28 protein-coding genes and 1 pseudogene are annotated in these 22,930 nt (G+C 36.1%); 8 read left to right on the forward strand and 21 right to left on the reverse strand.

Features of this window, described 5'->3' with window-relative positions:
• Positions 1 to 38: 38 nt before the first annotated feature.
• The 6 genes from pfkA to dnaE form a co-directional block, all read right to left on the reverse strand.
• Positions 39 to 998, reverse strand: a complete 960-nt coding sequence (gene pfkA, locus MKY00_RS23150; protein WP_000821163.1) for a 6-phosphofructokinase — start codon at positions 996 to 998, stop codon at positions 39 to 41.
• Positions 999 to 1,126: 128 nt separating this feature from the next.
• Positions 1,127 to 2,101: an acetyl-CoA carboxylase carboxyl transferase subunit alpha gene (accA, locus tag MKY00_RS23155; protein WP_000818797.1), complete on the reverse strand. Its 975-nt coding sequence runs from the start codon at positions 2,099 to 2,101 to the stop codon at positions 1,127 to 1,129.
• Positions 2,089 to 2,958: an acetyl-CoA carboxylase, carboxyltransferase subunit beta gene (accD, locus tag MKY00_RS23160; RefSeq protein ID WP_000942865.1), complete on the reverse strand. Its 870-nt coding sequence runs from the start codon at positions 2,956 to 2,958 to the stop codon at positions 2,089 to 2,091. Before accD ends, accA begins: the two co-directional genes overlap by 13 nt.
• A gap of 185 nt (positions 2,959 to 3,143) precedes the next feature.
• A complete protein-coding gene (locus tag MKY00_RS23165; protein WP_016718647.1) occupies positions 3,144 to 3,788 on the reverse strand; it encodes a FadR/GntR family transcriptional regulator in 645 nt (214 codons plus the stop codon).
• Between the two features lie 14 nt (positions 3,789 to 3,802).
• A complete protein-coding gene (locus MKY00_RS23170) occupies positions 3,803 to 5,011 on the reverse strand; it encodes an NAD(P)-dependent malic enzyme (RefSeq protein WP_011199012.1) in 1,209 nt (402 codons plus the stop codon).
• Positions 5,012 to 5,144: 133 nt separating this feature from the next.
• The gene (dnaE, locus tag MKY00_RS23175; RefSeq protein ID WP_016718648.1) at positions 5,145 to 8,471 is read right to left on the reverse strand and encodes a DNA polymerase III subunit alpha; all 3,327 of its coding nucleotides are present in this window, start codon (positions 8,469 to 8,471) and stop codon (positions 5,145 to 5,147) included.
• 42 nt (positions 8,472 to 8,513) lie between these two features.
• Between dnaE and MKY00_RS23180 the strand changes: the two genes are divergently transcribed.
• The gene (locus MKY00_RS23180; protein ID WP_001998397.1) at positions 8,514 to 8,927 is read left to right on the forward strand and encodes a YtrH family sporulation protein; all 414 of its coding nucleotides are present in this window, start codon (positions 8,514 to 8,516) and stop codon (positions 8,925 to 8,927) included.
• Positions 8,924 to 9,427 (forward strand): sporulation membrane protein YtrI, encoded by a 504-nt coding sequence (gene ytrI, locus MKY00_RS23185; protein WP_001265736.1) that lies wholly within the window; start codon positions 8,924 to 8,926, stop codon positions 9,425 to 9,427. The genes MKY00_RS23180 and ytrI overlap by 4 nt, the downstream gene beginning before the upstream one ends.
• A 202-nt stretch (positions 9,428 to 9,629) precedes the next feature.
• Here the strand turns inward: ytrI and MKY00_RS23190 are convergent, their stop codons facing one another.
• Positions 9,630 to 10,562 (reverse strand): DHH family phosphoesterase, encoded by a 933-nt coding sequence (locus MKY00_RS23190; RefSeq protein ID WP_000545151.1) that lies wholly within the window; start codon positions 10,560 to 10,562, stop codon positions 9,630 to 9,632.
• 240 nt (positions 10,563 to 10,802) lie between these two features.
• Here MKY00_RS23190 and MKY00_RS23195 point away from each other — a divergent pair, with 240 nt between their 5' ends.
• The gene (locus MKY00_RS23195) at positions 10,803 to 11,108 is read left to right on the forward strand and encodes a YtpI family protein (protein WP_001144773.1); all 306 of its coding nucleotides are present in this window, start codon (positions 10,803 to 10,805) and stop codon (positions 11,106 to 11,108) included.
• Positions 11,109 to 11,115: 7 nt separating this feature from the next.
• On the opposite strand, the gene MKY00_RS23200 is transcribed toward MKY00_RS23195, so the two are convergent.
• The 4 genes from MKY00_RS23200 to MKY00_RS23215 form a co-directional block, all read right to left on the reverse strand.
• Complete coding sequence (locus MKY00_RS23200) at positions 11,116 to 11,379, reverse strand: DUF3949 domain-containing protein (protein ID WP_016718649.1); 264 nt, start codon at positions 11,377 to 11,379, stop codon at positions 11,116 to 11,118.
• An 89-nt stretch (positions 11,380 to 11,468) separates the two neighbouring features.
• On the reverse strand, positions 11,469 to 12,410 hold the full coding sequence (locus tag MKY00_RS23205) for a phosphotransferase enzyme family protein (protein WP_016718650.1): 942 nt from the start codon (positions 12,408 to 12,410) through the stop codon (positions 11,469 to 11,471).
• Positions 12,411 to 12,513: 103 nt separating this feature from the next.
• Entirely contained in the window at positions 12,514 to 12,837 is a 324-nt protein-coding gene (locus MKY00_RS23210; RefSeq protein ID WP_016718651.1) for a hypothetical protein, read from the reverse strand.
• Positions 12,838 to 13,011: 174 nt separating this feature from the next.
• Positions 13,012 to 14,325: a CBS domain-containing protein gene (locus tag MKY00_RS23215; protein ID WP_000201583.1), complete on the reverse strand. Its 1,314-nt coding sequence runs from the start codon at positions 14,323 to 14,325 to the stop codon at positions 13,012 to 13,014.
• Positions 14,326 to 14,569: 244 nt separating this feature from the next.
• On the opposite strand from MKY00_RS23215, the gene MKY00_RS23220 reads away from it, so the two are divergent.
• Positions 14,570 to 14,731, forward strand: coding sequence for a hypothetical protein (locus MKY00_RS23220; protein WP_000976302.1), 162 nt, complete (start codon positions 14,570 to 14,572; stop codon positions 14,729 to 14,731).
• Positions 14,732 to 14,771: 40 nt separating this feature from the next.
• On the opposite strand, the gene MKY00_RS23225 is transcribed toward MKY00_RS23220, so the two are convergent.
• Complete coding sequence (locus tag MKY00_RS23225) at positions 14,772 to 15,455, reverse strand: metal-dependent hydrolase (RefSeq protein ID WP_000868938.1); 684 nt, start codon at positions 15,453 to 15,455, stop codon at positions 14,772 to 14,774.
• Between the two features lie 149 nt (positions 15,456 to 15,604).
• Here MKY00_RS23225 and pepQ point away from each other — a divergent pair, with 149 nt between their 5' ends.
• Entirely contained in the window at positions 15,605 to 16,702 is a 1,098-nt protein-coding gene (gene pepQ / locus MKY00_RS23230; RefSeq protein ID WP_000994041.1) for a Xaa-Pro dipeptidase, read from the forward strand.
• Between the two features lie 29 nt (positions 16,703 to 16,731).
• Here pepQ and MKY00_RS23235 read toward each other — a convergent pair whose 3' ends face one another.
• On the reverse strand, positions 16,732 to 17,106 hold the full coding sequence (locus MKY00_RS23235) for a hypothetical protein (RefSeq protein WP_016718652.1): 375 nt from the start codon (positions 17,104 to 17,106) through the stop codon (positions 16,732 to 16,734).
• 178 nt (positions 17,107 to 17,284) lie between these two features.
• On the opposite strand from MKY00_RS23235, the gene MKY00_RS23240 reads away from it, so the two are divergent.
• Complete coding sequence (locus MKY00_RS23240) at positions 17,285 to 17,698, forward strand: hypothetical protein (RefSeq protein ID WP_016718653.1); 414 nt, start codon at positions 17,285 to 17,287, stop codon at positions 17,696 to 17,698.
• Here MKY00_RS23240 and MKY00_RS23245 read toward each other — a convergent pair.
• The 7 genes and pseudogenes from MKY00_RS23245 to MKY00_RS23275 all read right to left on the reverse strand — a co-directional run bounded on the left by MKY00_RS23245 (position 17,695) and on the right by MKY00_RS23275 (position 20,759).
• Positions 17,695 to 17,901: a hypothetical protein gene (locus MKY00_RS23245; protein WP_001248905.1), complete on the reverse strand. Its 207-nt coding sequence runs from the start codon at positions 17,899 to 17,901 to the stop codon at positions 17,695 to 17,697. The two genes, MKY00_RS23240 and MKY00_RS23245, sit on opposite strands and share 4 nt — an antisense overlap.
• Positions 17,902 to 17,964: 63 nt before the next feature.
• A pseudogene (locus MKY00_RS23250) lies at positions 17,965 to 18,156 on the reverse strand (anti sigma factor C-terminal domain-containing protein); the annotation flags it as partial.
• Positions 18,157 to 18,292: 136 nt separating this feature from the next.
• Entirely contained in the window at positions 18,293 to 18,748 is a 456-nt protein-coding gene (locus MKY00_RS23255) for a GNAT family N-acetyltransferase (RefSeq protein WP_001222303.1), read from the reverse strand.
• A 72-nt stretch (positions 18,749 to 18,820) separates the two neighbouring features.
• The gene (locus MKY00_RS23260) at positions 18,821 to 19,165 is read right to left on the reverse strand and encodes a DUF6176 family protein (RefSeq protein ID WP_016718654.1); all 345 of its coding nucleotides are present in this window, start codon (positions 19,163 to 19,165) and stop codon (positions 18,821 to 18,823) included.
• 2 nt (positions 19,166 to 19,167) lie between these two features.
• A complete protein-coding gene (locus MKY00_RS23265) occupies positions 19,168 to 19,956 on the reverse strand; it encodes a GNAT family N-acetyltransferase (protein ID WP_000736737.1) in 789 nt (262 codons plus the stop codon).
• Positions 19,953 to 20,285, reverse strand: a complete 333-nt coding sequence (locus MKY00_RS23270; RefSeq protein WP_000450952.1) for a cupin domain-containing protein — start codon at positions 20,283 to 20,285, stop codon at positions 19,953 to 19,955. Before MKY00_RS23270 ends, MKY00_RS23265 begins: the two co-directional genes overlap by 4 nt.
• Positions 20,286 to 20,330: 45 nt before the next feature.
• Positions 20,331 to 20,759 carry a hypothetical protein gene (locus MKY00_RS23275; protein WP_016718655.1) on the reverse strand — a complete coding sequence of 143 codons (429 nt, stop codon included), beginning with the start codon at positions 20,757 to 20,759 and terminating at the stop codon, positions 20,331 to 20,333.
• 131 nt (positions 20,760 to 20,890) lie between these two features.
• Here MKY00_RS23275 and MKY00_RS23280 point away from each other — a divergent pair, with 131 nt between their 5' ends.
• Both MKY00_RS23280 and MKY00_RS23285 read left to right on the forward strand, forming a co-directional pair.
• On the forward strand, positions 20,891 to 21,154 hold the full coding sequence (locus MKY00_RS23280; protein WP_002003636.1) for a helix-turn-helix transcriptional regulator: 264 nt from the start codon (positions 20,891 to 20,893) through the stop codon (positions 21,152 to 21,154).
• On the forward strand, positions 21,151 to 21,576 hold the full coding sequence (locus tag MKY00_RS23285) for a hypothetical protein (protein ID WP_016718656.1): 426 nt from the start codon (positions 21,151 to 21,153) through the stop codon (positions 21,574 to 21,576). The genes MKY00_RS23280 and MKY00_RS23285 overlap by 4 nt, the downstream gene beginning before the upstream one ends.
• A gap of 51 nt (positions 21,577 to 21,627) precedes the next feature.
• On the opposite strand, the gene ald is transcribed toward MKY00_RS23285, so the two are convergent.
• Positions 21,628 to 22,761 carry an alanine dehydrogenase gene (ald, locus tag MKY00_RS23290; RefSeq protein ID WP_016718657.1) on the reverse strand — a complete coding sequence of 378 codons (1,134 nt, stop codon included), beginning with the start codon at positions 22,759 to 22,761 and terminating at the stop codon, positions 21,628 to 21,630.
• Positions 22,762 to 22,930: the final 169 nt, after the last annotated feature.

Consider the following 22,930-nt stretch of genomic DNA (forward strand, 5'->3'; position numbering starts at 1 on the left):
ATTATGAAACCGTTCCCAAATATCCGACATTACGCCGATTAGATGGATAATTCTTTAGATAATTGATACATATCTTTATCGATTGTATGCTTTTGAGCTAACGCTTCGATAATATCATGATCAACAAGTTTGTTATCTTGAATACCTACACAACGTCCACCTTTACCAGCAATTAATAATTCAACTGCTCTTGCACCAAGACGGCTTGCTAATACACGGTCTTGTGCACTTGGTGATCCACCACGTTGTACGTGACCTAATACAGTTACGCGAGTATCAAAGTTTGTTGCTTCTTCAATGTGCTTACCGATGTCAATTGCACTTCCAACACCTTCAGCTACAACGATAATACTGTGTTTTTTACCACGTTCACTACCGCGCTTCAGACGAGCGATAACATCTTCCATGTCATACTCTTCTTCTGGAATTAAGATTGTTTCCGCACCATCAGCTAAACCAGCCCATAATGCGATATCACCAGCGTGACGTCCCATTACTTCGATAACATATGTACGTTCATGAGATGTAGCTGTGTCACGAATTTTATCAATTGCATCAATAACAGTGTTTAAAGCTGTATCGAAACCAATTGTGAAGTCTGTTCCAGGGATATCATTGTCAATTGTACCTGGTACACCAACACATGGGAATCCTTGTTCAGTTAATTTTTTAGCGCCTTGGTAAGAACCATCTCCACCAATAACAACAAGTCCTTCGATACCGTGTTTCTTTAATTGCTCGATACCTTTTAGTCGTACTTCTGGGTCTTTAAACTCAGGACATCTTGCTGTATATAATTTCGTACCACCGCGGTGGATAATATCGCCAACAGAACCTAGTTCTAATTTTTCAATGTGACCAGAAATTAATCCAGCGTATCCATGGTAAATACCATATACTTCAATATCATGGAAAATCGCTTTACGAACAACTGCACGAATGGCAGCATTCATACCAGGTGAATCTCCACCACTTGTTAATACACCAATACGTTTCATTTGTACTCACCTCATAAAGATTATTTGCCTTATAATAAAATAACACGAAAAAATATAAAAATACAATGGAGAAGATGTGTCTTTTCATAATAAAAACGTGCATTCGCGAAGTGGAACGCACGCTTTTCTTATTTTATCCAAATGGAAGCGTTTGAAAACGAAACTTGCCCAATTTTCATATATTTTTCATAACGTTTTTCGATTAATTCATCTTTCGAAATTCCGTTTAATTGTTCAAAAGTTTTCCCTAGCATTAAATCTATATTTTCTGATTGTTTCAAAATATTACGGTGTGCTCCACCCTTTGTCTCTGGAATAATTTCGTCAATTACACCTAATTCTTTCAAATCTGCTGCTGTAATTCTCATCGCCTCTGCAGCTTCCTTTGCTTTTCCTGCATCTTTCCAAAGAATTGCAGCTGCACCCTCTGGCGTAATAACAGAATAAGTGGAATTTTCTAGCATATGAATGTAATCTCCTACTCCAAGACCTAGTGCACCACCACTACCACCTTCGCCGATAACGATACAAATAACAGGCACCGTTAAGCCTGCCATTTCGAATAAATTGCGGGCGATAGCTTCACTTTGACCACGTTCTTCAGCAGCTTTACCAGGATAAGCTCCTTTTGTATCAATAAAACAAATAATTGGACGGTTGAACTTTTCCGCCTGCTTCATTAAACGCAATGCTTTTCGATATCCTTCTGGGTGAGGCATCCCAAAATTACGGCGAATATTTTCTTTCGTATCTTTTCCGCGTTGATGCCCGATTACAGTTACAGGCATCCCTTTATACTTCGCAATGCCGCCGACAATCGCTGCATCATCGCCAAATAGACGATCTCCATGACATTCAAAAAAATCAGTAAATAAGTGCTCAATATAATCGAGCGTTGTCGGTCGTTCTGCATGACGAGCAATTTGAACACGGTCCCACACTTTCATATTGCCGTATATATCTTCCTCTAAATTTTCTAGCTTGTCTTCCAAAATACGAATCTCCTCACTGAAGTCCATCTGGCTGTTTTTCGTATAGTCTTTCAGTTCACGAATCTTATTTCTTAGCTCAACAACTGGTTTCTCAAATTCTAGCTCTGCCATACAGCCATTTCCCCTCCTTGATGAACTTCTAAAATCTTACGAAGCGATTCTCTCATATCATCACGATGTACCACCGCATCTAATTGACCATGTTCTAGTAAGAATTCTGCCGTTTGGAAATCTTCCGGTAGTTTCTCACGCACCGTTTGTTCAATTACACGTCTACCAGCAAATCCGATCAGCGCCCCTGGTTCTGCAAGATTATAATCACCAAGTGAAGCGAAACTCGCTGAAACCCCGCCCGTCGTTGGGTGAGTCATAACAGAAATAAATAATCCTCCTGCATTACTATGCTTTTTCAAAGCTACGCTTGTTTTTGCCATTTGCATTAAACTTAATATCCCTTCTTGCATACGGGCACCACCCGAAGCAGTAAAGATAATAAATGGAACTTGTAAGTCGTACGCCTTTTCAACCGCACGGGCAATTTTTTCTCCTACAACAGAGCCCATGCTCCCCATTCGAAAACGAGAATCCATTACTGCAACAACAACAAGCATGTCATCAATTGTTCCTTCACCAGTTACAACCGCTTCGTTCAATTCAGTCTTTTTACGATCGCTCTCTAGTTTCTCTTCATATCCTGGAAACTCGAGTGGATTTAATGAAACCATTTCTTTGTCATACTCACGGAATGACCCTTCGTCCAATATACTATCAAGACGTTCCCATGCATTCATAGGATGATGATATCCACAATTCACACATACTTTTAAATTTTTTAGAAGCTCTTTCGTATACATGATTTTTTTACATTTCGGACATTTTGTCATAACGCCGTCTGGTACATCTTTTCGTACTTGTTCTGAAGGTATTGCAGCGTACTTTTTCTTTTTCACGAATAAATCTCTTAGCACAATTTGACCCCCTTCGTTGAGAGCTAAGGTTAGCGTAAGAAGAAAATTGGGCTAACACCAAAGTTTGATGTTAGCCTTATCTTCTCAATCTGTCTAATAACCTCACTCTTTACGTTTAACTTTAACCGCTACGCGATAGAATGTTTGTCATAACGTGTCATGGTCATTTCGACAAATTTTATACATTACGAGTGAAACTGTATATTCTCTACTAATTCATCGTAAATTTTTAGTGCATCATTTTCTTGTTTTTCTTCCAAAATAGCGTAAAGCTTTCTATACATATCGATAGAATCTCCTAAAACTTTACAAGAAAGAGTTGATACGTAATCATTTACGATCATCCAAATGCGATATAGTAAATAATTATCGACTTGTTCAATAAGTGTTTTAAAGAACGTTTGGTGAAGCATTGGAACTGAGTTTTCATTTCCTTCAAGCACTTGATGTAATTTACTTAGCACTTTAGAAAACGTTTCTTTCGGTAAATTACATACAATTCGAATCATATCTTTCTCAAGCAATCGTTTTGTTTGTAATAAATCACGAATTGTTTTCTCATCTTGCAGCAAGAACGGAGCAATCAATTGTACAAGACCGTTATCGTAAAAGTTTCGAATAAACGTCCCTTCACCACGTCTCGTTTCAATTAATCCTACAAGTTCTAAGGCACGCAACGCTTCTCTTACAGAGGAACGTCCTACATTTAAACGTGAACTTAACTCACGCTCAGACGGCAAACGATCCCCTGCTACCAATCCATCCTCTTCCATAATGGAACGGATTTTTTTTACAATTTCGAGATATACTTTTGTATTTGATGATGTCAATGGAAATTCCTCGCTTATTCTTTACCAATCAGCGCTAATTGTTTTGTTTTCTCAGCAACTTCATTTGGATCTACTTGACGGCGAGCTACTCCTGTCTCCATTGCAGCTTTTGCAACGTAAGCTGCTACTTGAGGCGCTACACGCGCGTCAAACGGTGCTGGAATGATATAGTCTGCATTTAACTCATCTTCTGCTACAAGCTCAGCAATAGCTTGTACAGCTGCCATCTTCATTTCTTCGTTAATTTGTGTCGCATGTACGTCAAGTGCACCGCGGAAAATACCAGGGAACGCTAGTACATTATTTACTTGGTTTGCGAAGTCAGAACGACCTGTTCCAACAACAGCTGCGCCCGCTGCTTTTGCCAATTCTGGCATAATTTCTGGAACTGGATTCGCCATTGCAAAAATAATTGCATCGTCATTCATTGTACGAACCATCTCTTCCGTTAATGCACCTTCTGCAGATACACCAATGAATACGTCCGCACCTTGTACAACATCAGCTAAAGAACCTTCGATACGATTCTTATTTGTATATTTTGCCACTTCATCCTTCACCGGATTCATACCTGTAGGACGACCTTCATAGATCGCGCCTTTACGGTCACACATAATAATGTCGCGTACGCCATAGCGATATAAAAGTTTAATAATTGCAATACCTGCTGCACCTGCGCCATTTGCGACAACTTTAATGTCAGACATTTTCTTTCCAACTAATTTTAGCGCGTTCACAAGACCTGCTACTGTTACGATAGCTGTTCCGTGTTGATCATCATGGAAGATAGGAATATTTGTTTCTTTTTTCAAACGTTCTTCAATAATGAAGCAGTTTGGTGCTGCGATATCCTCTAAGTTAACGCCGCCAAAAGTTGGCTCCATTAATTTTACAGTTTCAACAATTTTATCTACATCGTTTGTATTTAAGGCAATTGGGAATGCATCTACACCAGCAAAGCTCTTGAATAATACAGCTTTACCTTCCATTACTGGAAGAGATGCTTCAGGTCCGATGTTACCAAGACCAAGTACAGCCGTTCCATCAGTCACAACTGCTACCATATTTCCCTTCATCGTATATTCATATACCTTACTTTTATCGTCATAAATTTCTTTACAAGGTTCTGCAACCCCTGGAGAATATGCAAGACTTAAATCTTTTGCATTTTCTACTTTTACTTTTGATACAGTTTCTAATTTTCCTTGATGCACTTTATGCATGTGAAGTGCTTCTTCACGAAGTGTTGACAAACTATCCACTCTCCTCAAATTATTCTTGCTGATATCAATTTCTCCAAGTGGTCTGACCACGAACACTACTACTATAATAATCGAAGTGTAGGGAAATTGTCCATTATATTTTCACAACCACATTTTCTTCCCCGACAATTTCACGAAGTGCTCCTAAACATTCTTCACTTGGATGAATCGATAAACTTCGAGATAATTGTACCATTTTATGTTCCTTTTCATAATAAATTAGTACTTTCGCAAAACCCGAATAGTCAAACAATATTTTAGTAACCTGATTTAAAAGCTTTTTCTCATATTGAGACGGCAATTTCACGTAAACAGACGCATCTTTTTTTCCCTCATACACATCCATTTCTTCTAACGGATATAGTCCATTTACAATCCATTGCAGCTTATGATTTCTAAGCTCAATCATGCCGTCAACTAAAACAATTGCTCCTTCTTGTAACTTATCTGAGAAATGTATATACGTCTCGGGGAAAAGAACTGCTTCCATTTCATCATTTTGATCACAAAATGTAATAAATGCCATCTTTTGCAACTTTTTCGTACGAATCACTCTCACGCTTGTTATGTACACGATAGCTCTTTGTACTTTTTTCTTATGTCGCATCGCCTGAGCGAGAGTTGGAATTTCTAATTCTTTCGCTAACTTCACATACTGCGCTGTCGGATAGCTTGATAAATAAAAACCTAGTACTTCCTTCTCTTTATTTAACTGTTCAATAAAAGAGAGCTCTTCTCCTTGTACGTATTTTGATTTCGGAACAGCATCTCCTAAATCACGTGCAAGATTGGCATACTCTAACGCTCCTTTAAGACTTTTCCATAAATTCGTTCTCGAAACACCAAAATCATCAAAACATCCAGACCAGACGAACGCCTCTAAATTTCGCTCCGTTACAAACTTTGATGGCATGCGCAGACAAAATTCAAATAAATCTTCAAACATTTTTTTCTCTCGTTCTTCGATTAATGCTGTCACTGTAGCCATTCCGATGTTTCGAATGGAAAGTAAGCTGTAACGTATCGCATTTCCTTCTATTTGGAAATTGTAACCACTTCTCTGAAGAGACGGCGGCAAAACATGAAAACCTTTTCGCTTCGTTTCGCGTATATACTGCACAATCTTATCTTCATTTCCAATTGCACTCGATAATAGTGCCGTCATAAATTCCAGCGTATAATTCGCTTTTAAGTAGGCAAGTTGATATCCAATCATACTGTAGGCTACAGCGTGACTTCGGTTAAAACCGTAATTTGCAAATCTTACAATTAAATCATAAATTTTCTCTGCCGATGTCTCGTCATAACCATTTTGTAAACAACCTTGCACAAAATGCTTACGTTCCTGATCTAAAATATCACGATTTTTTTTACTCACTGCACGACGTAATAAATCTGCTTCTCCGAGCGAGAAGCCCGCCAACTTCGACGCAATTTGCATAATTTGTTCTTGATATACAATTACACCGTATGTTCTTTCTAAAATCGGTTTTAAGTCCGGATGTAAATATTCAATTTTTCTTTTTCCGTGCTTTGATTCAATAAAGGTTGGAATTTGCTCCATCGGTCCTGGTCTATATAACGAGTTAACAGCAACAATATCTTCAAATTCATTCGGCTTTAACCCGCGAAGTACATTTCGCATACCACCTGATTCAAGCTGGAATACACCTGTTGTATCCCCTCTACCTAACAATTGGAATGTCTTTTCATCTTGAAGTGGTAAATTTCTTATATCGATTTCTTTTCCTGTTTTTTGCACGATAAACTTTATAATATTTTCAAGTAACGTTAAATTCCGTAATCCTAAAAAGTCCATCTTGAGCAACCCAAGTTCTTCTAATGCATCAGCGGGGTATTGCGTAACATATACATCGTTATGCCCTTCTTGAATTGCAACACTTCCGGTTAATGGCTCTTGGCTCATAATAACGCCAGCTGCATGAATAGACGTATGACGTGGTAAGCCTTCTACACGTTTTGCAATTTCAAACACACGCTCATGCAAAAGGTTTCCTTGTATAAACTCCCGGAGTGATTGCGATTCCTCATATGCATCTTTTAACGTTATACCAAGCTTTGATGGGATAAGTTTTGAGAATATGTCGATATCTCGCGGTGGAAGCCCCATTACACGCGCAATATCTCTAATTGCCGCTTTCGCTGCCAGCGTCCCGAACGTTACAATTTGAGCAACACGAAGCTGACCATATTTATCTTTCACATATCGAATCATCTCATCACGTCTTATATCTGGAAAATCGATATCAATATCTGGAAGTGTCACACGTTCGGGGTTTAAAAATCTTTCAAATAATAGATCGTATTCAATTGGATCAATATCTGTAATTTCTAATACGTAAGAAACGAGTGAGCCAGCCGCCGATCCACGACCTGGTCCTGTTAAAATATGATTTTCATGCGCGTACTTCATAAAATCCCAGACAATGAGGAAATAATCACTAAACCCCATGCTAGAAATCACGTTTAATTCATGATTCAAACGCTTTATATGTACTTCTTTCGGCGTACCATAACGTTTCTGCAATCCTTCTTCACAAACGCGGCGTAAATACATATCATTCGTTTCGTTAGATGGAACAGGGAATTTCGGTAATTGATTTACATGAAACGGTATTTCTACTCTGCAACGTTCTGCAATTTCTACTGTGTTATAAATCGCTTCTTCTACGTGAGAAAATAGTGCTTCCATTTCATCTGATGATTTTAAATAATATTGATCTGTTTTCAGCCTCGGCCTATCCGGATCCGTCATTTTCGTTCCACTTTCAACAGATAATAAGCATTCATGAACAAGTGCGTCACTTTGATTGATGTAGCGTACATCATTTGTTGCGACGACTGGAATATTTATCCTACTTATAAATACAGGTAATTTCTCTTGCAGAAGCAGTTCATCTTGAATCGCATGATGCTGTAAACTCATATAAAAATTGCCGAACATATTTTGATACATACGAGCTACTTCTTCAGCTTGACTCTCTTTGTCTTCTAATAATAATTGTTCGATTTCCCCATCTTTACCTGGTGAAATAGCAATTAATCCTTTCGCATAATGTGCAAGCCATTTCTTAGGAATACCTTCTTTTGACTTCGTCATAATGCTACTAGAGATCTTTAATAAATTTTGATAACCTATTTCATTTTCAGCAAGTAAGACAAGTGGATAAGACTTTTCTTCTTCTTCACTAAAAATAGAAGCTGTTAAGCCGATAATAGGATGTATACCATGTTTCTTACATGCTTTATAAAACGGAATAACGCCATACATCACATTTTCATCCGTAATAGCAAGTGATGAATAACCGAGCTCTTTCGCCCTAACTACAAGTTCATCAATTTTACAAGCACTTTTTAATAAACTAAAAACGGTTTGACATTGTAAATGCACAAACTTCACTGTTGTACCCTCTCTTTACCTATTTGACTACTTTTATTATAGGTGAAGAGGAAAGAGGAAATCAAAACATACTTCTTATACTTTGTCCATATATATGAAGAAGAAAGGGGAATGACGATGGATGTAAGAGAACACACTTTTTTCTCTCTGCTTATTATTAGTTATTTTATTGCCTTTGGGGTTATACTTGGTGGTTCATTAATTGGTGGATTTGGTGCATTTCTTATCGGAAAACCAACTCTCACTTACATTAATCAATTCGCCCAAAATTTAAGGATTTGGGCACTCGTTGCAGCGATTGGCGGAACATTTGATACGTTTTATAGTTTTGAAAGAAGTTTCTTTGGCGGGGATATGAAAGATATCGTAAAACAAATTCTCCTTATTTTTTTCGCAACAGGTGGTATGCAAACTGGTCTTATTATTATTAAATGGCTAACGCAGGAGCATGTATGAGAGTACCAAGTGCCAATACAGCGAAAAGATGGTATTTAGTTTTAGCTGGCGCTGCTGTTGGAGGCGTGTTGAGCTGGTTTATTTTTTTGTACATATACGGTGTTTTTCAAGAAGAACAAGCTAGTAAAATAGCAGAACAAAGAGAAATTATAGAAAAACAAGAAGCAAAGCTCCACGTCCTTCTCGAAGATCAAGAAAAATTGAATACTGAAAATAAACGGCTCTTAACCATTCAAGAGATTAAAATAAAACTTATAAATCGAGAAAAATACGATTTAGACAATCTTACACTCGAAAATATGACTACATCTATCCATAATGACCTCCAGCATCTTTTAACGAAAAACATACAAAGTATCGCAAAAAATAAAGACCTACTCAAAAAAGTAATCGAAAACAAGACGTACAAACATTACGATCGGCTATACCGTTTTAAAGTCGATACAATATCTTTTGATACCGTGCTTGAAATTAGCATTACGATAGAGAAAGAAAAATAAAGTGAAACTTTAATCAGTGGGGGTTTTCTTCATCCCCCACTGATTATTAGTTGAACCAATCGGGCTTTTATGGGCAGTTGATCCTCACCTAACTTCTTTGCTTTCGCTGAAATTTGAGGTGGGGGTCTTACTGCCCATTAAAGCGGGATAAAGAAGGAGGGCTTTAGCGCCACTCCTTCTTTTCGTTCTAACATATAATTTCTTATTTACAAATCTCACGTAAATCAGCAAATAGACGATCCGCTTCTTCCCAAGAAGATGCTTTTGCACCAGAAGCCATCGGATGTCCTCCACCGTTATATTGCATTGCTAATTTATTTATAACTGGTCCTTTTGAACGAAGGCGAACACGAATCACATCGTCTTCCTCTAAAAATAGAACCCATGCCTTTAATCCATCAATATTACCAAGTGCTCCAACAACGCCAGATGCCTCAGAAGGAAGTACATCAAACTTTTCTAATACTTCTTTCGTTAATTTAATGTAAGCTGCTCCTTCTTCTACCATCGTAAAGTTTTGTAAAATATAACCGTTTAAACGAGCGATTTTTTCTTTTGTTTTATACATTTCATTGTATAAATCTGTGAATTTCACATCCATATCAACAAGCTCACTTACGTAACGAAGTGTTTTCGCTGTTGTATTCGGGAATAAGAAACGACCTGTATCCCCAACAATACCTGCTAAAATAAGACGAGCTGCTTCTTTCGTTATTTGTAATCCTTTATCTTTTCCATAATTATAAAACTCATAAATCATTTCGCTTGTAGAACTCGCTGTCGTATCTACCCACGTAATGTCTCCGTATGGATCTTCATTTGGATGATGATCAATTTTGATTAACATCTTCCCTTTTGTATAGCGTTGATCGTCAACACGTTCTTGATTTGCTGTATCACAAACGATAACAAGCGCATTTTCGTATACACTATCTTCAATCTCATCCATTACTCGTAAATATGCTAATGACGGTTCATTGTACCCAACCGTATAAATATTTTTCTCTGGAAACGATTCTTGTAGAATTGTACTAAGACCGCCTTGTGAACCTAACGCATCTGGATCCGGACGCACATGGCGATGAATAATAATTGTATCAAACTCTTTAATTGCTCCTAAAATTTGCTCATGCATATGTATAATCTCCTTTTTATTCAACTTCTTCACTTCAACGTGCAGTAAAAGCCCAATAAATGTAGGCTAATCATTAGCCCGCGGAAACATCCCCACACTAATGAAAGTCTCACTTTATTCTCCATTATAACGGAAAGTATTTCATACATGCGAACAATTGCTTTATAATAAAAGTTAGAAAGTTTAGATATTTCTTTTTTCTCCACTATTATTTTTCATAAAACGATGGGAGTGTGCATGATGCCAGTATTAGTCTTCTGTATTATCGTCTCATTTATGTTGTATCTCTTCTACAAAACAAAATACTTTCGTACAAACCGCCCAATGGAGAAAGGTTGGCTCTCAGGAAAATCCGCAATGGCACTCGGTTCATTCGTCTTATTCTTCGGGATAAACCAATTCTTTTTAGAACTTTCAACCGCTCGTATTATCGTTGGTGTTTTATTTGTTCTATTTGGTAGTGCAAGTGTATTTAATGGATTTCGCCAATATAAACATTTCTTACCATTAGCAGTTGAAGAAGCCGAAGTCTATGAAACAACGTAAAAAAGCATCAACATTGTGATGCTTTTTTACGTCCCCTAACTTTCAAAATCATATATGCTACAAACGTAGAAGGGATATTGAATGGGTTGCCTTGCACATGAAGGTGTAATTGTTCTTCCCCAAAAGACATTTTTTCATATAGCTCTCGCTGAGATAATCCTGTTTTTTTCTTTTTTTCATGTAAACCTTGTAAGTATAAATATTGAATTGGTATCATCACAACGAAGTAAAATAGTGCGATACTACCAAAAAAGAGTACTGTTGATGACATAATGTATACCACCTTCCAGAAATCCATTTTCTTACAATATAATTATACCATAGTCTAAAATTTAAATGAATTAATATTCTGTTTTTTTATCAGACAATTGTCTCACCGCATAATTCCTCTTCCGCATACTGAATATATCGGCGAATGAAATGATCAGGATTCTTTTTAATAGGTTCAATATCAAGTCTTAATGGTATTTTCCCTGCCATATAAAAGATTCTTGAAGCAGCTCCAAGTCGAATGGCTGATTCTGAAATATTTTCCCCATATCCCATCATGAAGTTTCCCCATGCCTCTTCTAACTGTCCCGAAGCAATTAAATGCAATCTAGGAACACCAATATCAAACTCTTTATACCCAAATCCACATTCATCAAAATCGAGTAAATACCAATCCTCTTTGTCTACAAGAATATTTCCAAAATGCATATCTCCGTGAACAAATTGTTTTTCTCCCAATTGAATTGAGTTTGTAAGTTCTTGTATTCTTTCTGCAATTCTCAAGCATTTATTTTTATCCTCATAAGATAAAAAAGAAGCATGTAATAAACATTGTAAAGGCTCATGAATCATCTTTTTCTCGCTATATATAGGTCTTTCATACCCCCTCCAAGTTTGCGGCACACTTTTAAGCACTCCATTTGTTTTTTCATGAAACTTTCGCATGAATGATCCAAGTTTTTCATAATCTTTATCCTTTGGTTCTATAATTTCATTTCCATTTATAAACCTAAAGACAACAAAATACTGGATACTTCCCTCATCTTTCATAACAGGTGTGACCCAGTCACCATCTTTATTTACAACTACTTCTGGTACTAACATTTGTTTTTGTATTGCTATTAACCAATGTATTTCAGCTTCTATTTGCTCGGCTGTATAACGACCTTCTCTATACTGCCTCACTACAAATTTATTTTTGTCCGATTCAAATATATATGTTTGATTTTCTCCCCCATGCAACAATGAAACTTTCGTAAAACTATTTAAATTATATTGCTTACATAACCATTTTTTAGTGTGAAAATCCATTCCTATCCCCCTAGTTCGTATAGTGAAGCATAGTAATAATTAATAGCTTAAACTTTCTTATCGAGTAATCACCAATTTTCTATCCGTACCGATACATATCCTGCTATTTTTTTACTTCTCTACCCGAGCCCTTACGTAGCTTAAATAATAAATTCAAAACAAAATAAAACAAAATAAAGTTAAAGAAAAAGCCTAAGGGATGAAACGAAATTTCCCATCCGCCATAATAAACAAATGTTTCAGCTGGTACACCAAAGTATAGAAAATCGCCCTTATTTTCTCCAGCTGTAGAGATAAAGGAACAAACAATAGCGAAAATCAAACTTACTACATACAATTTCTTTTTCTTTATATCCATTCTTCTATGTGTTAACACATGAAAAGTTATTGCAAATACTACCCCTAAAAAGAGAATTATTACTCCCATTCGACACCTCCACAATTATTGTTCAAGCATCTTCAAACGATTGCGTGCACATACTTATGAATATGAAACAGAACGCGATAGATTCGATTGCAAACTAAATTTACAAACTCCCTATTGTAGTATTGTAGCGTTCTAAAAAAAATGGAACAAACCAAAGCGGCTTGCTCCATCTTCTTATTTATCAATTAACTGCACCATAAGCAATGCTTTTCCAACAACATTACCTTCATGATGTACTTCTACATCAACCTTACCAAATTTACGTCCAATTTCTAATACTTTCGGATGAACGGATACAACATTGTCAATTTGAACTGGTTTTACGAAATAGATTGTTAAATTCTCAACAATTAAATCACTCTTCTTTTGCGCACGAATAACGCGATTCGTTGCTTCCGTCACAATCGTTGCGAATACACCGTAAGATAGCGTTCCGATTGAATTCGTCATTTGCGGTGTCACTGAAAATTGATATAAGTGTTCATTTTTCGCTTCTTTCGGCGTCATAAATTGATTCGTTACAATATCATCGATTGTTTCGCCGACTTGCGGTTGACGCTGAATCATTTGCAACGCCTGAAGTACATCTTGACGGCTAATAATACCTTGCAACTTATTTCCTTCATCAACAACAGGAAGTAACTCAATACCTTCCCATACCATCATACGCGCCGCAGCTGCGACAGACATTTTTCCATTTACCGTAATCGGATGCTTTGTCATCACTTTATCAATTGGTGTTTCTTTCGCTACACCGATCATATCTTTTGAAGTTACAATACCTAATACCTTTTTATTTTCATCAACAATCGGATATCTTCCGTGCATCGTCTCTTCGTTATACGCATGCCATTGCTGCACTGTATCATCTGGCTTTAAATATAACGTTTCTTCAATTGGCGTTAAAATATCTTCAACGAGTACAATTTCTTTCTTAATAAGCTGATCGTAAATCGCACGGTTAATTAATGTTGCAACTGTAAATGTATCGTAACTACTTGAAATAATCGGCAGTTTTAATTCATCTGCTAATTTCTTCACATGATCTTCCGTATCAAATCCGCCCGTAATTAACACCGCAGCTCCAGTTTCTAACGCTAGTTGATGTGCGTTCGTACGATTACCGACAATAAGTAAGTTTCCAGCTTCTGTATAGCGCATCATCGCTTCTAATTTCATTGCTCCGATTACGAATTTATTTAACGTTTTATGTAGTCCTTCTCTGCCTCCAAGTACTTGACCATCGACAATGTTAACGACTTCTGCATATGTCAGCTTTTCAATATTTTCTTTCTTCTTTTGTTCAATTCGAATTGTTCCGACACGTTCAATCGTACTAACATACCCTTTATTTTCTGCATCTTTAATTGCACGATAAGCTGTACCTTCACTTACACTCAAATCTTTTGCAATTTGCCTTACAGAAATTTTATGCCCTACTGGCAGGCTATTAATATGTTCTAAAATTTGGTTATGCTTGGTAGCCAAATGGTTTCACCATACTTTCTTTTCCCTAAATTCTTCATGTGTTGTATTTTCAGTATACTATATTTTCAAAACTGTTACACTCTCTCTTTATATATCTGTACTATTTTTTTTATAACAAAATACGCCTTACATTACACCACCGCTTCCATTACAACAATGTAATGGTATTGTCATCTCGTTCGATAGTTTGTCCAGCCGCTTCCATATACAATGAAGACAAGAAATAAAACAAAGGAGCGGATACATGATGAAAAAATTATTAGAAGTTGTAGGTGCTGTATTTTTAGCTTTCGTAGACGGGAAAAAAGTTGCAATGGAATTGAATGAAACACCTGAACAGCCACTTCCAAAAAGAAAAGAATCATCAAAACAAGTACAACCTTTACAAGCTGTTCTACACACGTAAAAAACCCTTCACTTGTCTTTTCAAATGAAGGGTTTCTTTTCTATAGTGTAATACTTTCTCCAGCTTCTAATACTTTCCCTGTACAATTTTGTAGCTTTTCTACAAATTGATATGGATCTTGTTCAATTACTGGGAACGTATTGTAATGCATCGGTACAACAGTTTTCGCCTGAACCCATTTTGCTGCTAAAACAGCATCTTCTGGTCCCATTGTGAAATTATCACCAATTGGTAAAAATGCTACATCAATGTTATTTAATTCCCCAATTAATTTCATATCAGAGAATAGAGCGGTATCCCCTGCATGGTACAAAGTCTTCTCTTCTGCTGTAAATAAAATACCCGCTGGCATACCTGTATATGTAATCGTCTTATTTTCTTCATCAATATAACTAGAGCCGTGGAATGCTTGTGTAAACTTCACTTTTCCGAAGTCAAATTCATGTGAACCACCAATATGCATCGGATGTGTTTTTACACCTTGCCAACTTAAAAATGTCGCTAGTTCAAATGGTGCCACTACAACTGCATTATTTTTCTTCGCAAGCTCTACTGTATCTCCAACATGATCACCATGTCCATGCGATAAAAGAATCGCATCTACTTTTACATCTTCAGCCTTTAAATCTGTTTTCGGATTTCCTGTTAAAAACGGATCAATTAAAATTACTTTTCCATTCGTTTCAATCTTTACAACTGAATGCCCATGATAAGATACTTTCATTATTACATTCCTCCCCTTATTACATTCTCACTTTTTATTCTACATGATTTTTCAATTCCCTGTCTTTTCTAACATCGATTTACTTGTCATAACGCTTTCTTCCGAGTTAAAGTTATAGTTGTAATTAAATATCTCGGGGGTGCCAATCGATGAATGCTAGATTAGAAAATTTAATGCAATGGCTAAAAGAAAAAAACGTTGAAGCTGCGTTCTTAACTTCTACACCGAACGTCTTCTACATGACAAACTTCCACTGTGAACCACACGAAAGACTTCTTGGTATGTTTGTATTCCAAGAGAAAGAACCTATTTTAATTTGCCCTAAAATGGAAGAAGGCCAAGCACGTAACGCTGGCTGGGCACATGAAATTATCGGTTTTACTGATACTGACAGACCATGGGATATGATTGCAAAAGCAATTAAAGACCGCGGTATCAATGCAAATGCAGTTGCAATTGAAAAAGAACATTTAAACGTAGAGCGCTACGAAGAATTAACAAAACTATTCCCAAATGCAGCTTTCACGTCAGCTGAGGAAAAAGTTCGTGAACTTCGTTTAATTAAAGACGAAAAAGAACTTTCTATTTTACGCGAAGCAGCTAAAATGGCAGACTATGCTGTTGAAGTTGGTGTAAATGCAATTAAAGAAGATCGTAGCGAACTAGAAGTATTAGCAATTATTGAACACGAATTAAAAACAGAAGGCATACATAAAATGTCATTTGATACGATGGTATTAGCAGGTGCAAACTCTGCCCTTCCACACGGTATTCCAGGTGCAAACAAAATGAAACGCGGCGATTTCGTACTATTTGATTTAGGCGTAATCATTGATGGTTATTGCTCTGACATTACACGTACAGTAGCATTCGGTGACATTTCTGAAGAACAAACTCGCATTTATAACACTGTACTTGCTGGACAACTACAAGCAGTTGAAGCATGTAAACCAGGTGTTACACTTGGCGCAATCGACAACGCTGCTCGTTCTGTTATCGCAGATGCAGGTTACGGCGACTTCTTCCCGCACCGCCTTGGTCACGGACTTGGAATTAGCGTGCACGAATACCCAGATGTAAAAGCTGGTAACGAATCTCCATTAAAAGAAGGTATGGTCTTCACAATCGAGCCAGGTATTTACGTACCAAACGTAGGTGGCGTTCGTATTGAAGATGATATTTACATCACAAAAGACGGATCAGAAATTTTAACGAAATTCCCGAAAGAATTACAATTTGTAAAATAACAAAAAGGCAGCTTGAGTGCTGCCTTTTTCTATTTCCGCTTTAAAACCATCTTCTCCTCATACTTATCATCCCATTTAATCACAATCTCTATCGGTTCATCTTTAGATAGAGGCGCGCAACTTACACAAGAAGATTTCATTTCAACCCTTGCTCCTTTATGAACTTCTGACGTTTGTGTCATTGTACGAAACGCTTCATTAATAGAAATCTCCAAATTTTTGAATTCTGTATTTCCATCTCCGCCCTTATACTGAAATGTAAACATTCCATCTTCACTGTCATCCTTAATATACCCTTTATATTGCCCCGTCCAATTCTTGCTCTCACTAGAAAAAGTAACATACGAAATCGAACAACTTCCTAAAAAGAAAATACTAATAAAAAAGAATAATGCTCTCTTCATCATGCCCCTCCATTCAAATGCACTTATTTATCCCGCATTAACGGGCAGTAAGATCCCGGATTGGTTCAACTAATAATCAGTTTGGGATGCCCCCACTGATTAAAGTTTCACTTTATTGTCTATTTCTTCCTCTTATTATGCTGTAAGGATACAGATTTTTCTAAAATAGGAGATTTATATGTTACAACAACAGTTAGAAGAACTTCGTAATAATAATTACGTAATGGATAATACAATTAACATGGATTCTTTAAATTCCAAAATGCTTAAACATATCGGTGTTACTGATAGCTATTTAAGAGACAAACTTATTTACTCTACTTTTTATCATTTCATCAAAAAGGAATACCTTTTACACACGCAATTACAGAAACTACTATTAGCCCTTCATGAATTAGTGGCTCAATTACCCGTCAAAAAACAAACATTACATATTGAATCATACGAGTTTCTATACGGAAATATAAAATCTTTCTTACGCAGCTTATTTTTCAGACTGCGCAAGCTTTCTATATGTGAAGAAACTGAATGTGAAGTTGAAAAATTGCTACAAGAACTTCCAAAATATTATAAAAAAAAGAAGGCCACTTAAAAAGTGCCTTCTTCTATTTCACTAATATTTAATTGAAATTTCACGATCCAAACTGAGAAAAGGTGGACAAGAAGCGCAAACGCCATACATGCTCCGCTTAAAAAAGTTAGTATAGGATGCGAATACACGTGCCCTAATCCATAAGATATTGCCACGAAAAACATTGTTATGTAAATATAAATTGCTCCATGTATTTGCCTCATATAAACCTCCTTTTCACATAGTATACCATAAATTTTCTGATTATTCACATTAATAGACTGTAATTAATATTTCTCAACTGTTACACCTCTAACAGCAGCCTTAATATATGGTGCTCCTTGTAAACTTTGTAAATCCTCTGTTTTTCCTGTTACGACTACACCGTATATTGGTAGGTCTTTTGGTTTTGTGTTTTTTATTTCTTTATAGTTTGTCCTAAAAGATTCGTGATATCCCCTTTTATTTTCACTTAAAGATATCTAAATACAGCTTTCTAAATGTTTATTATAATAAAAAGCACATCTATTTTGATGTGCTCTACGCATATACTTTAGTAACATATGAATCATTTTTTGAAACAAAAACTCCCACTCATCTCTCCTCACACTATAGTTATGACTTAGTCGCCATAATAATTGAACGAGGATAAAACCCCAGCTTTTCATAAAACGATACAGCTTCATTTCCGTACACTACTGTTAATTCAATTTCATCTATCTTCTTCGCTTTAAACCATTCCACTGCACTATTCATTAATTTCAAACCAAATCCGTTTCTTCGGTATTTTTCATCAACGAATAAAACTTCAATCTTCCCACTTGCTCTTTTACTATACGCTATACAAAATCCTAATATATCATCTGTTTCCGACTCAACTAATAATTCAATTCTATATTCTCCGTACTTTGAATTTTGTTTATAATTTTCAATACGTTCCTCAAATGTCATTCTTGGATAATCACCAGAAAAATATTTTGATTTATTGTTATGATATTCATGCAATTTATTTAAAGGTTCTCTTACTATTTCTATTTCATCGAGAGTGATATATTTATTATTAATTCTCATCCTACAGCATCTCCAATAATATATATTCCAACCAAAAAGATGACCATGTTACGGTTACAAAATACCAATCTATTATTTCATCGCATCCTTCACAACTTCTTGAATCATAACGACTTCTGTTTTCATATCAACAGCGGGTGCTTCTTCATCAATACATTCATACCAAAATTCCAAATGCTTTTTATCAATTTCATGATGAGAATTTTCGACAAGAGCCCCGCCTTCTCCTTGCACAGAATACCAATATAAGTACTCTTCTCCATCTCTTATTTCCCGGAAAATTGTCTCAACGTACATCTTTTCGTCGTTTAATGTCAAAAGTACTTCTTTCATATTGTCATTAAGAAGCTGCATCCATTCATCTACACGATGACTTTTACCAGGCTTTACTTTAAATCTCGTTAATTCCACATTCATTTTTATTCCCCCGTTTTCTTCCGTACAAATAATCTATATTCTATTGGATTATGAAAACTTAATTTGCTAGCTAATTTTCGCGAAGAAATATTGTCTACATAACAATCCCAGCACGGTGTAATATCATTTTGCATGCAATGTTCAATGAACCGTGTTGCAACAGCTTGGGCTAATCCTTTCCCTTGATATGCTTTATGCGTCACAATATCAATTTCAGCGAATCCATTCCCACTAAATATTGAAACACATTCCGCTACAATCATTCCCTCTTGTTCTATACAAAATCCAAAACCACCGTTTAAAAATGTTTCTTTTGATCCCCAATATTCTTTGTAATACTCCTCTGTAAATTCACTGCTTCGTTCTATATCTCTTCTATCAATACGCTTCACTTCATATGTATTTTTGTTACAATCTCGTTTTCTCCCTTCAAAGGTTACACTTTGAAATTTCATTCGCGGAATGTTCCGAAGTACATGACTAAAACGCTCTTCTATCATCATTTCCCACTCGTCACTCGAAGTAAACAATGTAAATCTCTTCTCTGTTTTTTCAATAGACGTTTTTATATACGAAAATAAATCTTCGTTATAATTTTGATCATCCGTATGACCAAATACATAATAAATGCCATTCGCTGTACGAATTAGTCCTGCTGTTAACTTCTCGTTTACAAAAACCTCACCATCTATCATTTGATCACATACCGCATAAGCAAACGTCGTCGTTTTTGTATGACTTTCTAAAATCGGAAGGATTTTTCTATACTCGGCTACAGATAATTTTTTCATAATTGCTCCACTTTAATCGTATCCGCCTCTATATTTTCAAAACAAAGATTTACCGTTCTCTTTAATGCTCTCGTTCTATGAATCGTACATGCCGGAATTAAAATAGAATCATTCGGCTTTAATACCGCTGTTTCTCCATCTTCAAAATCAATAAGTAATTCTCCCTCTAACACAATAAATAATTCATCCGAATTAGAATGATAGTGCCAATCATATTCACCAGTAAATACAGCGATTCGTAAGCAATGACTATTCACATTTGAAACGACGAAGTTTTTATGTTGATCTTGAATGTCTTTTGTTAATTCTAATAAATTCACAGTCTCCATATTTCGTCCCACCCTCTCATTAATCGTTCTTCTGAAAAAACTAATTTAATCTCCACCGCCTCCGCAATCTCCTCCGCCATCACTTGAGCTACTACAATCACTGCTACTGTAGTCACCGAATCCACTTGATGAACTTGAGGCGTATGAAGATTTTTTGCTCATTTTTCTTTGCCTATCTTTCTTACTTTCATGACTAGGCCATACTTTATTAAATAATATAAAGAATAAGATTCCTTCTACTATAACAAGTGTAACGCCAAAAATACCTTCAATAAAATTAGGGGTGATCCCCAAACTTTTAACCATTCCGCATAAAAACACACAAAAAATTACGTACAAGAACATACAAATATACCGAAATGTTTTCTCTATCATAATGACTATTTTTTTAGAAAGAGGTATGTTCTGTTCCTGTTTTTTCTTTATATACTTTTGTCTCTTTGCTTGCTTTTTCCTCCTCTTTTTACTTCCCACCCAATCCCCTCTTTTGACTTTTATTTTTCATTTAATTCCAAATTATCACAAAAAATAACATTATAACAAGCTATATTTCACGTAAAGTTTTATTTACTTTTTGTAAAGTTTTATTTACTTATTACCTAAAAATGGATATAATAAATGTAACAAATTTACAAAAAGGAGACTTTGTATATTTGATTAAAAATAAGGTAAAACAATTCCGCGTCGTTAGAGACATCACCCAAGAACAATTAGCTTCCTCTGTTCAAATCACTAGACAATCCCTCATCGCTATCGAAAAAAACAAATACAACCCAAGTTTAGAATTAGCATTGAAATTATGTGAGTTTTTCAACTGTAAAGTAGAAGATTTATTTCAATTAGATAAAACTGGGGAGGAAAAAGAATGAAAAATACTTTTAATCAAAAGTTCATTTCGCATCTTACCATTTTGCTGTTAGGTTCAGCTCTTCTTTATTTCAATAGTAATGACGAAGAAAAGATTAGTTCTGTCCTTTTATTCGCTGGCGTATATATACTCTTCTCTTTGATAATATTCGTAGTGAAACGAATATTCTTTAAGAAAAAAAAGAACGATGCAGAGAAATATCCCTTACCCGAAATGGATGAAAGAATCGAGAAGATGAGTTTAAAACTTATGGCACAAATTTTCGGTCTCTCTCATTTAGTCGGATCTGCGATACTATTTATTTTATATATCACTGACAAAAACTCGATGATACGAGTTGAGTATGCCTTATATTACTTGTTCGGCATTCTTTTCTTTACAATGATGTTCGGATTGAAAATTGTAAAGAAACTAGACAATTAGCCTCAATAAAAAGCCCCTCCTTGCGTAAGGAGGGGCTTACATGTATTTCTATTATGATAAAGCAGGAGCTTTTTCAAGTAGCTCTTTCGCATCAGCGTATTGTAAGCCGTGAGCTTCTGCAACTGCTTCGAATGTTACATATCCATCTAATGTGTTAATACCTTTTAATAATGCAGTGTTGCCTAGGCAAGCTTCTTTGTAGCCTTTGTTCGCAATTTGTACTGCATATGGTACTGTTACGTTTGTTAATGCAAGAGTTGATGTACGTGGAACCGCACCTGGCATATTAGCAACTGCATAATGAACAACGCCATGTTTTTCGTAAGTCGGGTTGTCATGAGTTGTAATACGGTCAGTTGTTTCAAAAATACCACCTTGGTCAATCGCGATATCTACAACGACAGAACCTGGTTCCATTGATTGAATCATTTCTTCTGTTACAAGTTTTGGCGCTTTTGCACCTGGGATTAATACTGCACCAATAACAAGGTCAGATTCTTTTACAGCTTCTGCGATGTTGTATGGATTAGACATTAACGTTTTTACTTGGTTACCGAAAATGTCATCTAATTGACGAAGACGTTCTGCACTTAAGTCGATGATTGTTACATCTGCACCTAAACCTACTGCAATCTTCGCTGCGTTTGTACCAGCTTGACCACCGCCGATAATTGTTACTTTGCCGCGTTTTACCCCTGGAACGCCTGCCAGTAAAATACCTTTACCACCTTTGTTTTTTTCAAGGAATTGTGCACCAATTTGTGCAGACATACGACCAGCTACTTCACTCATAGGTGCAAGTAATGGCAGTGAACGATTGTCTAATTGTACTGTTTCGTATGCAATTGATACAACTTTGTTATCAATTAATGCTTTCGTTAATTCTGGTTCTGGAGCTAAGTGTAAGTATGTGAATAAAATTAAACCTTCACGGAAATAGCCGTATTCACTTGCAACTGGCTCTTTTACCTTCATAACCATATCTTGATTCCATGCTTCTTCAGCAGTTTCAACAAGTTTTGCACCAGCTTGTACGTATTCTTCATCCGTAAAGCCAGATCCTAAACCTGCTCCTTTTTGAACAAAAACTTCATGACCATTTTGTACTAAATGTACTGCTCCCGCTGGCGTCATTGCCACGCGGTTTTCATTGTTTTTAATTTCTGTTGGAATACCGATACGCATGATTAGTTCCCCCTTGAGTTATGAAATGACCCCTGAATCATTTTTTAAAGCGCTTTCTACGCTCTTATATTTTAACATAATATCTCAATATTTGACAAAAAATAATACAAGTTTTCCGATAGATTTAATCTTACATGAAAGGACAGTATTATCCGCACCTCTTTGCATA

Source organism: Bacillus sp. FSL R9-9834, assembly GCF_038006905.1.
In the GTDB taxonomy this organism is placed as follows: domain Bacteria; phylum Bacillota; class Bacilli; order Bacillales; family Bacillaceae_G; genus Bacillus_A; species Bacillus_A pacificus.

Coding starts and splice junctions, on each gene's coding strand:
- pfkA (WP_000821163.1), bottom strand. CDS start 998: ATGAAACGTATTGGTGTATTAACAAGTGGTGGAGATTCACCTGGTATG.
- accA (WP_000818797.1), bottom strand. CDS start 2,101: ATGGCAGAGCTAGAATTTGAGAAACCAGTTGTTGAGCTAAGAAATAAG.
- MKY00_RS23170 (WP_011199012.1), bottom strand. CDS start 5,011: ATGCATAAAGTGCATCAAGGAAAATTAGAAACTGTATCAAAAGTAAAA.
- ytrI (WP_001265736.1), top strand. CDS start 8,924: ATGAGAGTACCAAGTGCCAATACAGCGAAAAGATGGTATTTAGTTTTA.
- MKY00_RS23190 (WP_000545151.1), bottom strand. CDS start 10,562: ATGCATGAGCAAATTTTAGGAGCAATTAAAGAGTTTGATACAATTATT.
- MKY00_RS23195 (WP_001144773.1), top strand. CDS start 10,803: ATGCCAGTATTAGTCTTCTGTATTATCGTCTCATTTATGTTGTATCTC.
- MKY00_RS23200 (WP_016718649.1), bottom strand. CDS start 11,379: ATGTCATCAACAGTACTCTTTTTTGGTAGTATCGCACTATTTTACTTC.
- MKY00_RS23205 (WP_016718650.1), bottom strand. CDS start 12,410: ATGGATTTTCACACTAAAAAATGGTTATGTAAGCAATATAATTTAAAT.
- MKY00_RS23210 (WP_016718651.1), bottom strand. CDS start 12,837: ATGGGAGTAATAATTCTCTTTTTAGGGGTAGTATTTGCAATAACTTTT.
- MKY00_RS23220 (WP_000976302.1), top strand. CDS start 14,570: ATGATGAAAAAATTATTAGAAGTTGTAGGTGCTGTATTTTTAGCTTTC.
- MKY00_RS23225 (WP_000868938.1), bottom strand. CDS start 15,455: ATGAAAGTATCTTATCATGGGCATTCAGTTGTAAAGATTGAAACGAAT.
- pepQ (WP_000994041.1), top strand. CDS start 15,605: ATGAATGCTAGATTAGAAAATTTAATGCAATGGCTAAAAGAAAAAAAC.
- MKY00_RS23235 (WP_016718652.1), bottom strand. CDS start 17,106: ATGAAGAGAGCATTATTCTTTTTTATTAGTATTTTCTTTTTAGGAAGT.
- MKY00_RS23240 (WP_016718653.1), top strand. CDS start 17,285: ATGTTACAACAACAGTTAGAAGAACTTCGTAATAATAATTACGTAATG.
- MKY00_RS23245 (WP_001248905.1), bottom strand. CDS start 17,901: ATGAGGCAAATACATGGAGCAATTTATATTTACATAACAATGTTTTTC.
- MKY00_RS23255 (WP_001222303.1), bottom strand. CDS start 18,748: ATGAGAATTAATAATAAATATATCACTCTCGATGAAATAGAAATAGTA.
- MKY00_RS23260 (WP_016718654.1), bottom strand. CDS start 19,165: ATGAATGTGGAATTAACGAGATTTAAAGTAAAGCCTGGTAAAAGTCAT.
- MKY00_RS23265 (WP_000736737.1), bottom strand. CDS start 19,956: ATGAAAAAATTATCTGTAGCCGAGTATAGAAAAATCCTTCCGATTTTA.
- MKY00_RS23270 (WP_000450952.1), bottom strand. CDS start 20,285: ATGGAGACTGTGAATTTATTAGAATTAACAAAAGACATTCAAGATCAA.
- MKY00_RS23280 (WP_002003636.1), top strand. CDS start 20,891: ATGGATATAATAAATGTAACAAATTTACAAAAAGGAGACTTTGTATAT.
- MKY00_RS23285 (WP_016718656.1), top strand. CDS start 21,151: ATGAAAAATACTTTTAATCAAAAGTTCATTTCGCATCTTACCATTTTG.
- ald (WP_016718657.1), bottom strand. CDS start 22,761: ATGCGTATCGGTATTCCAACAGAAATTAAAAACAATGAAAACCGCGTG.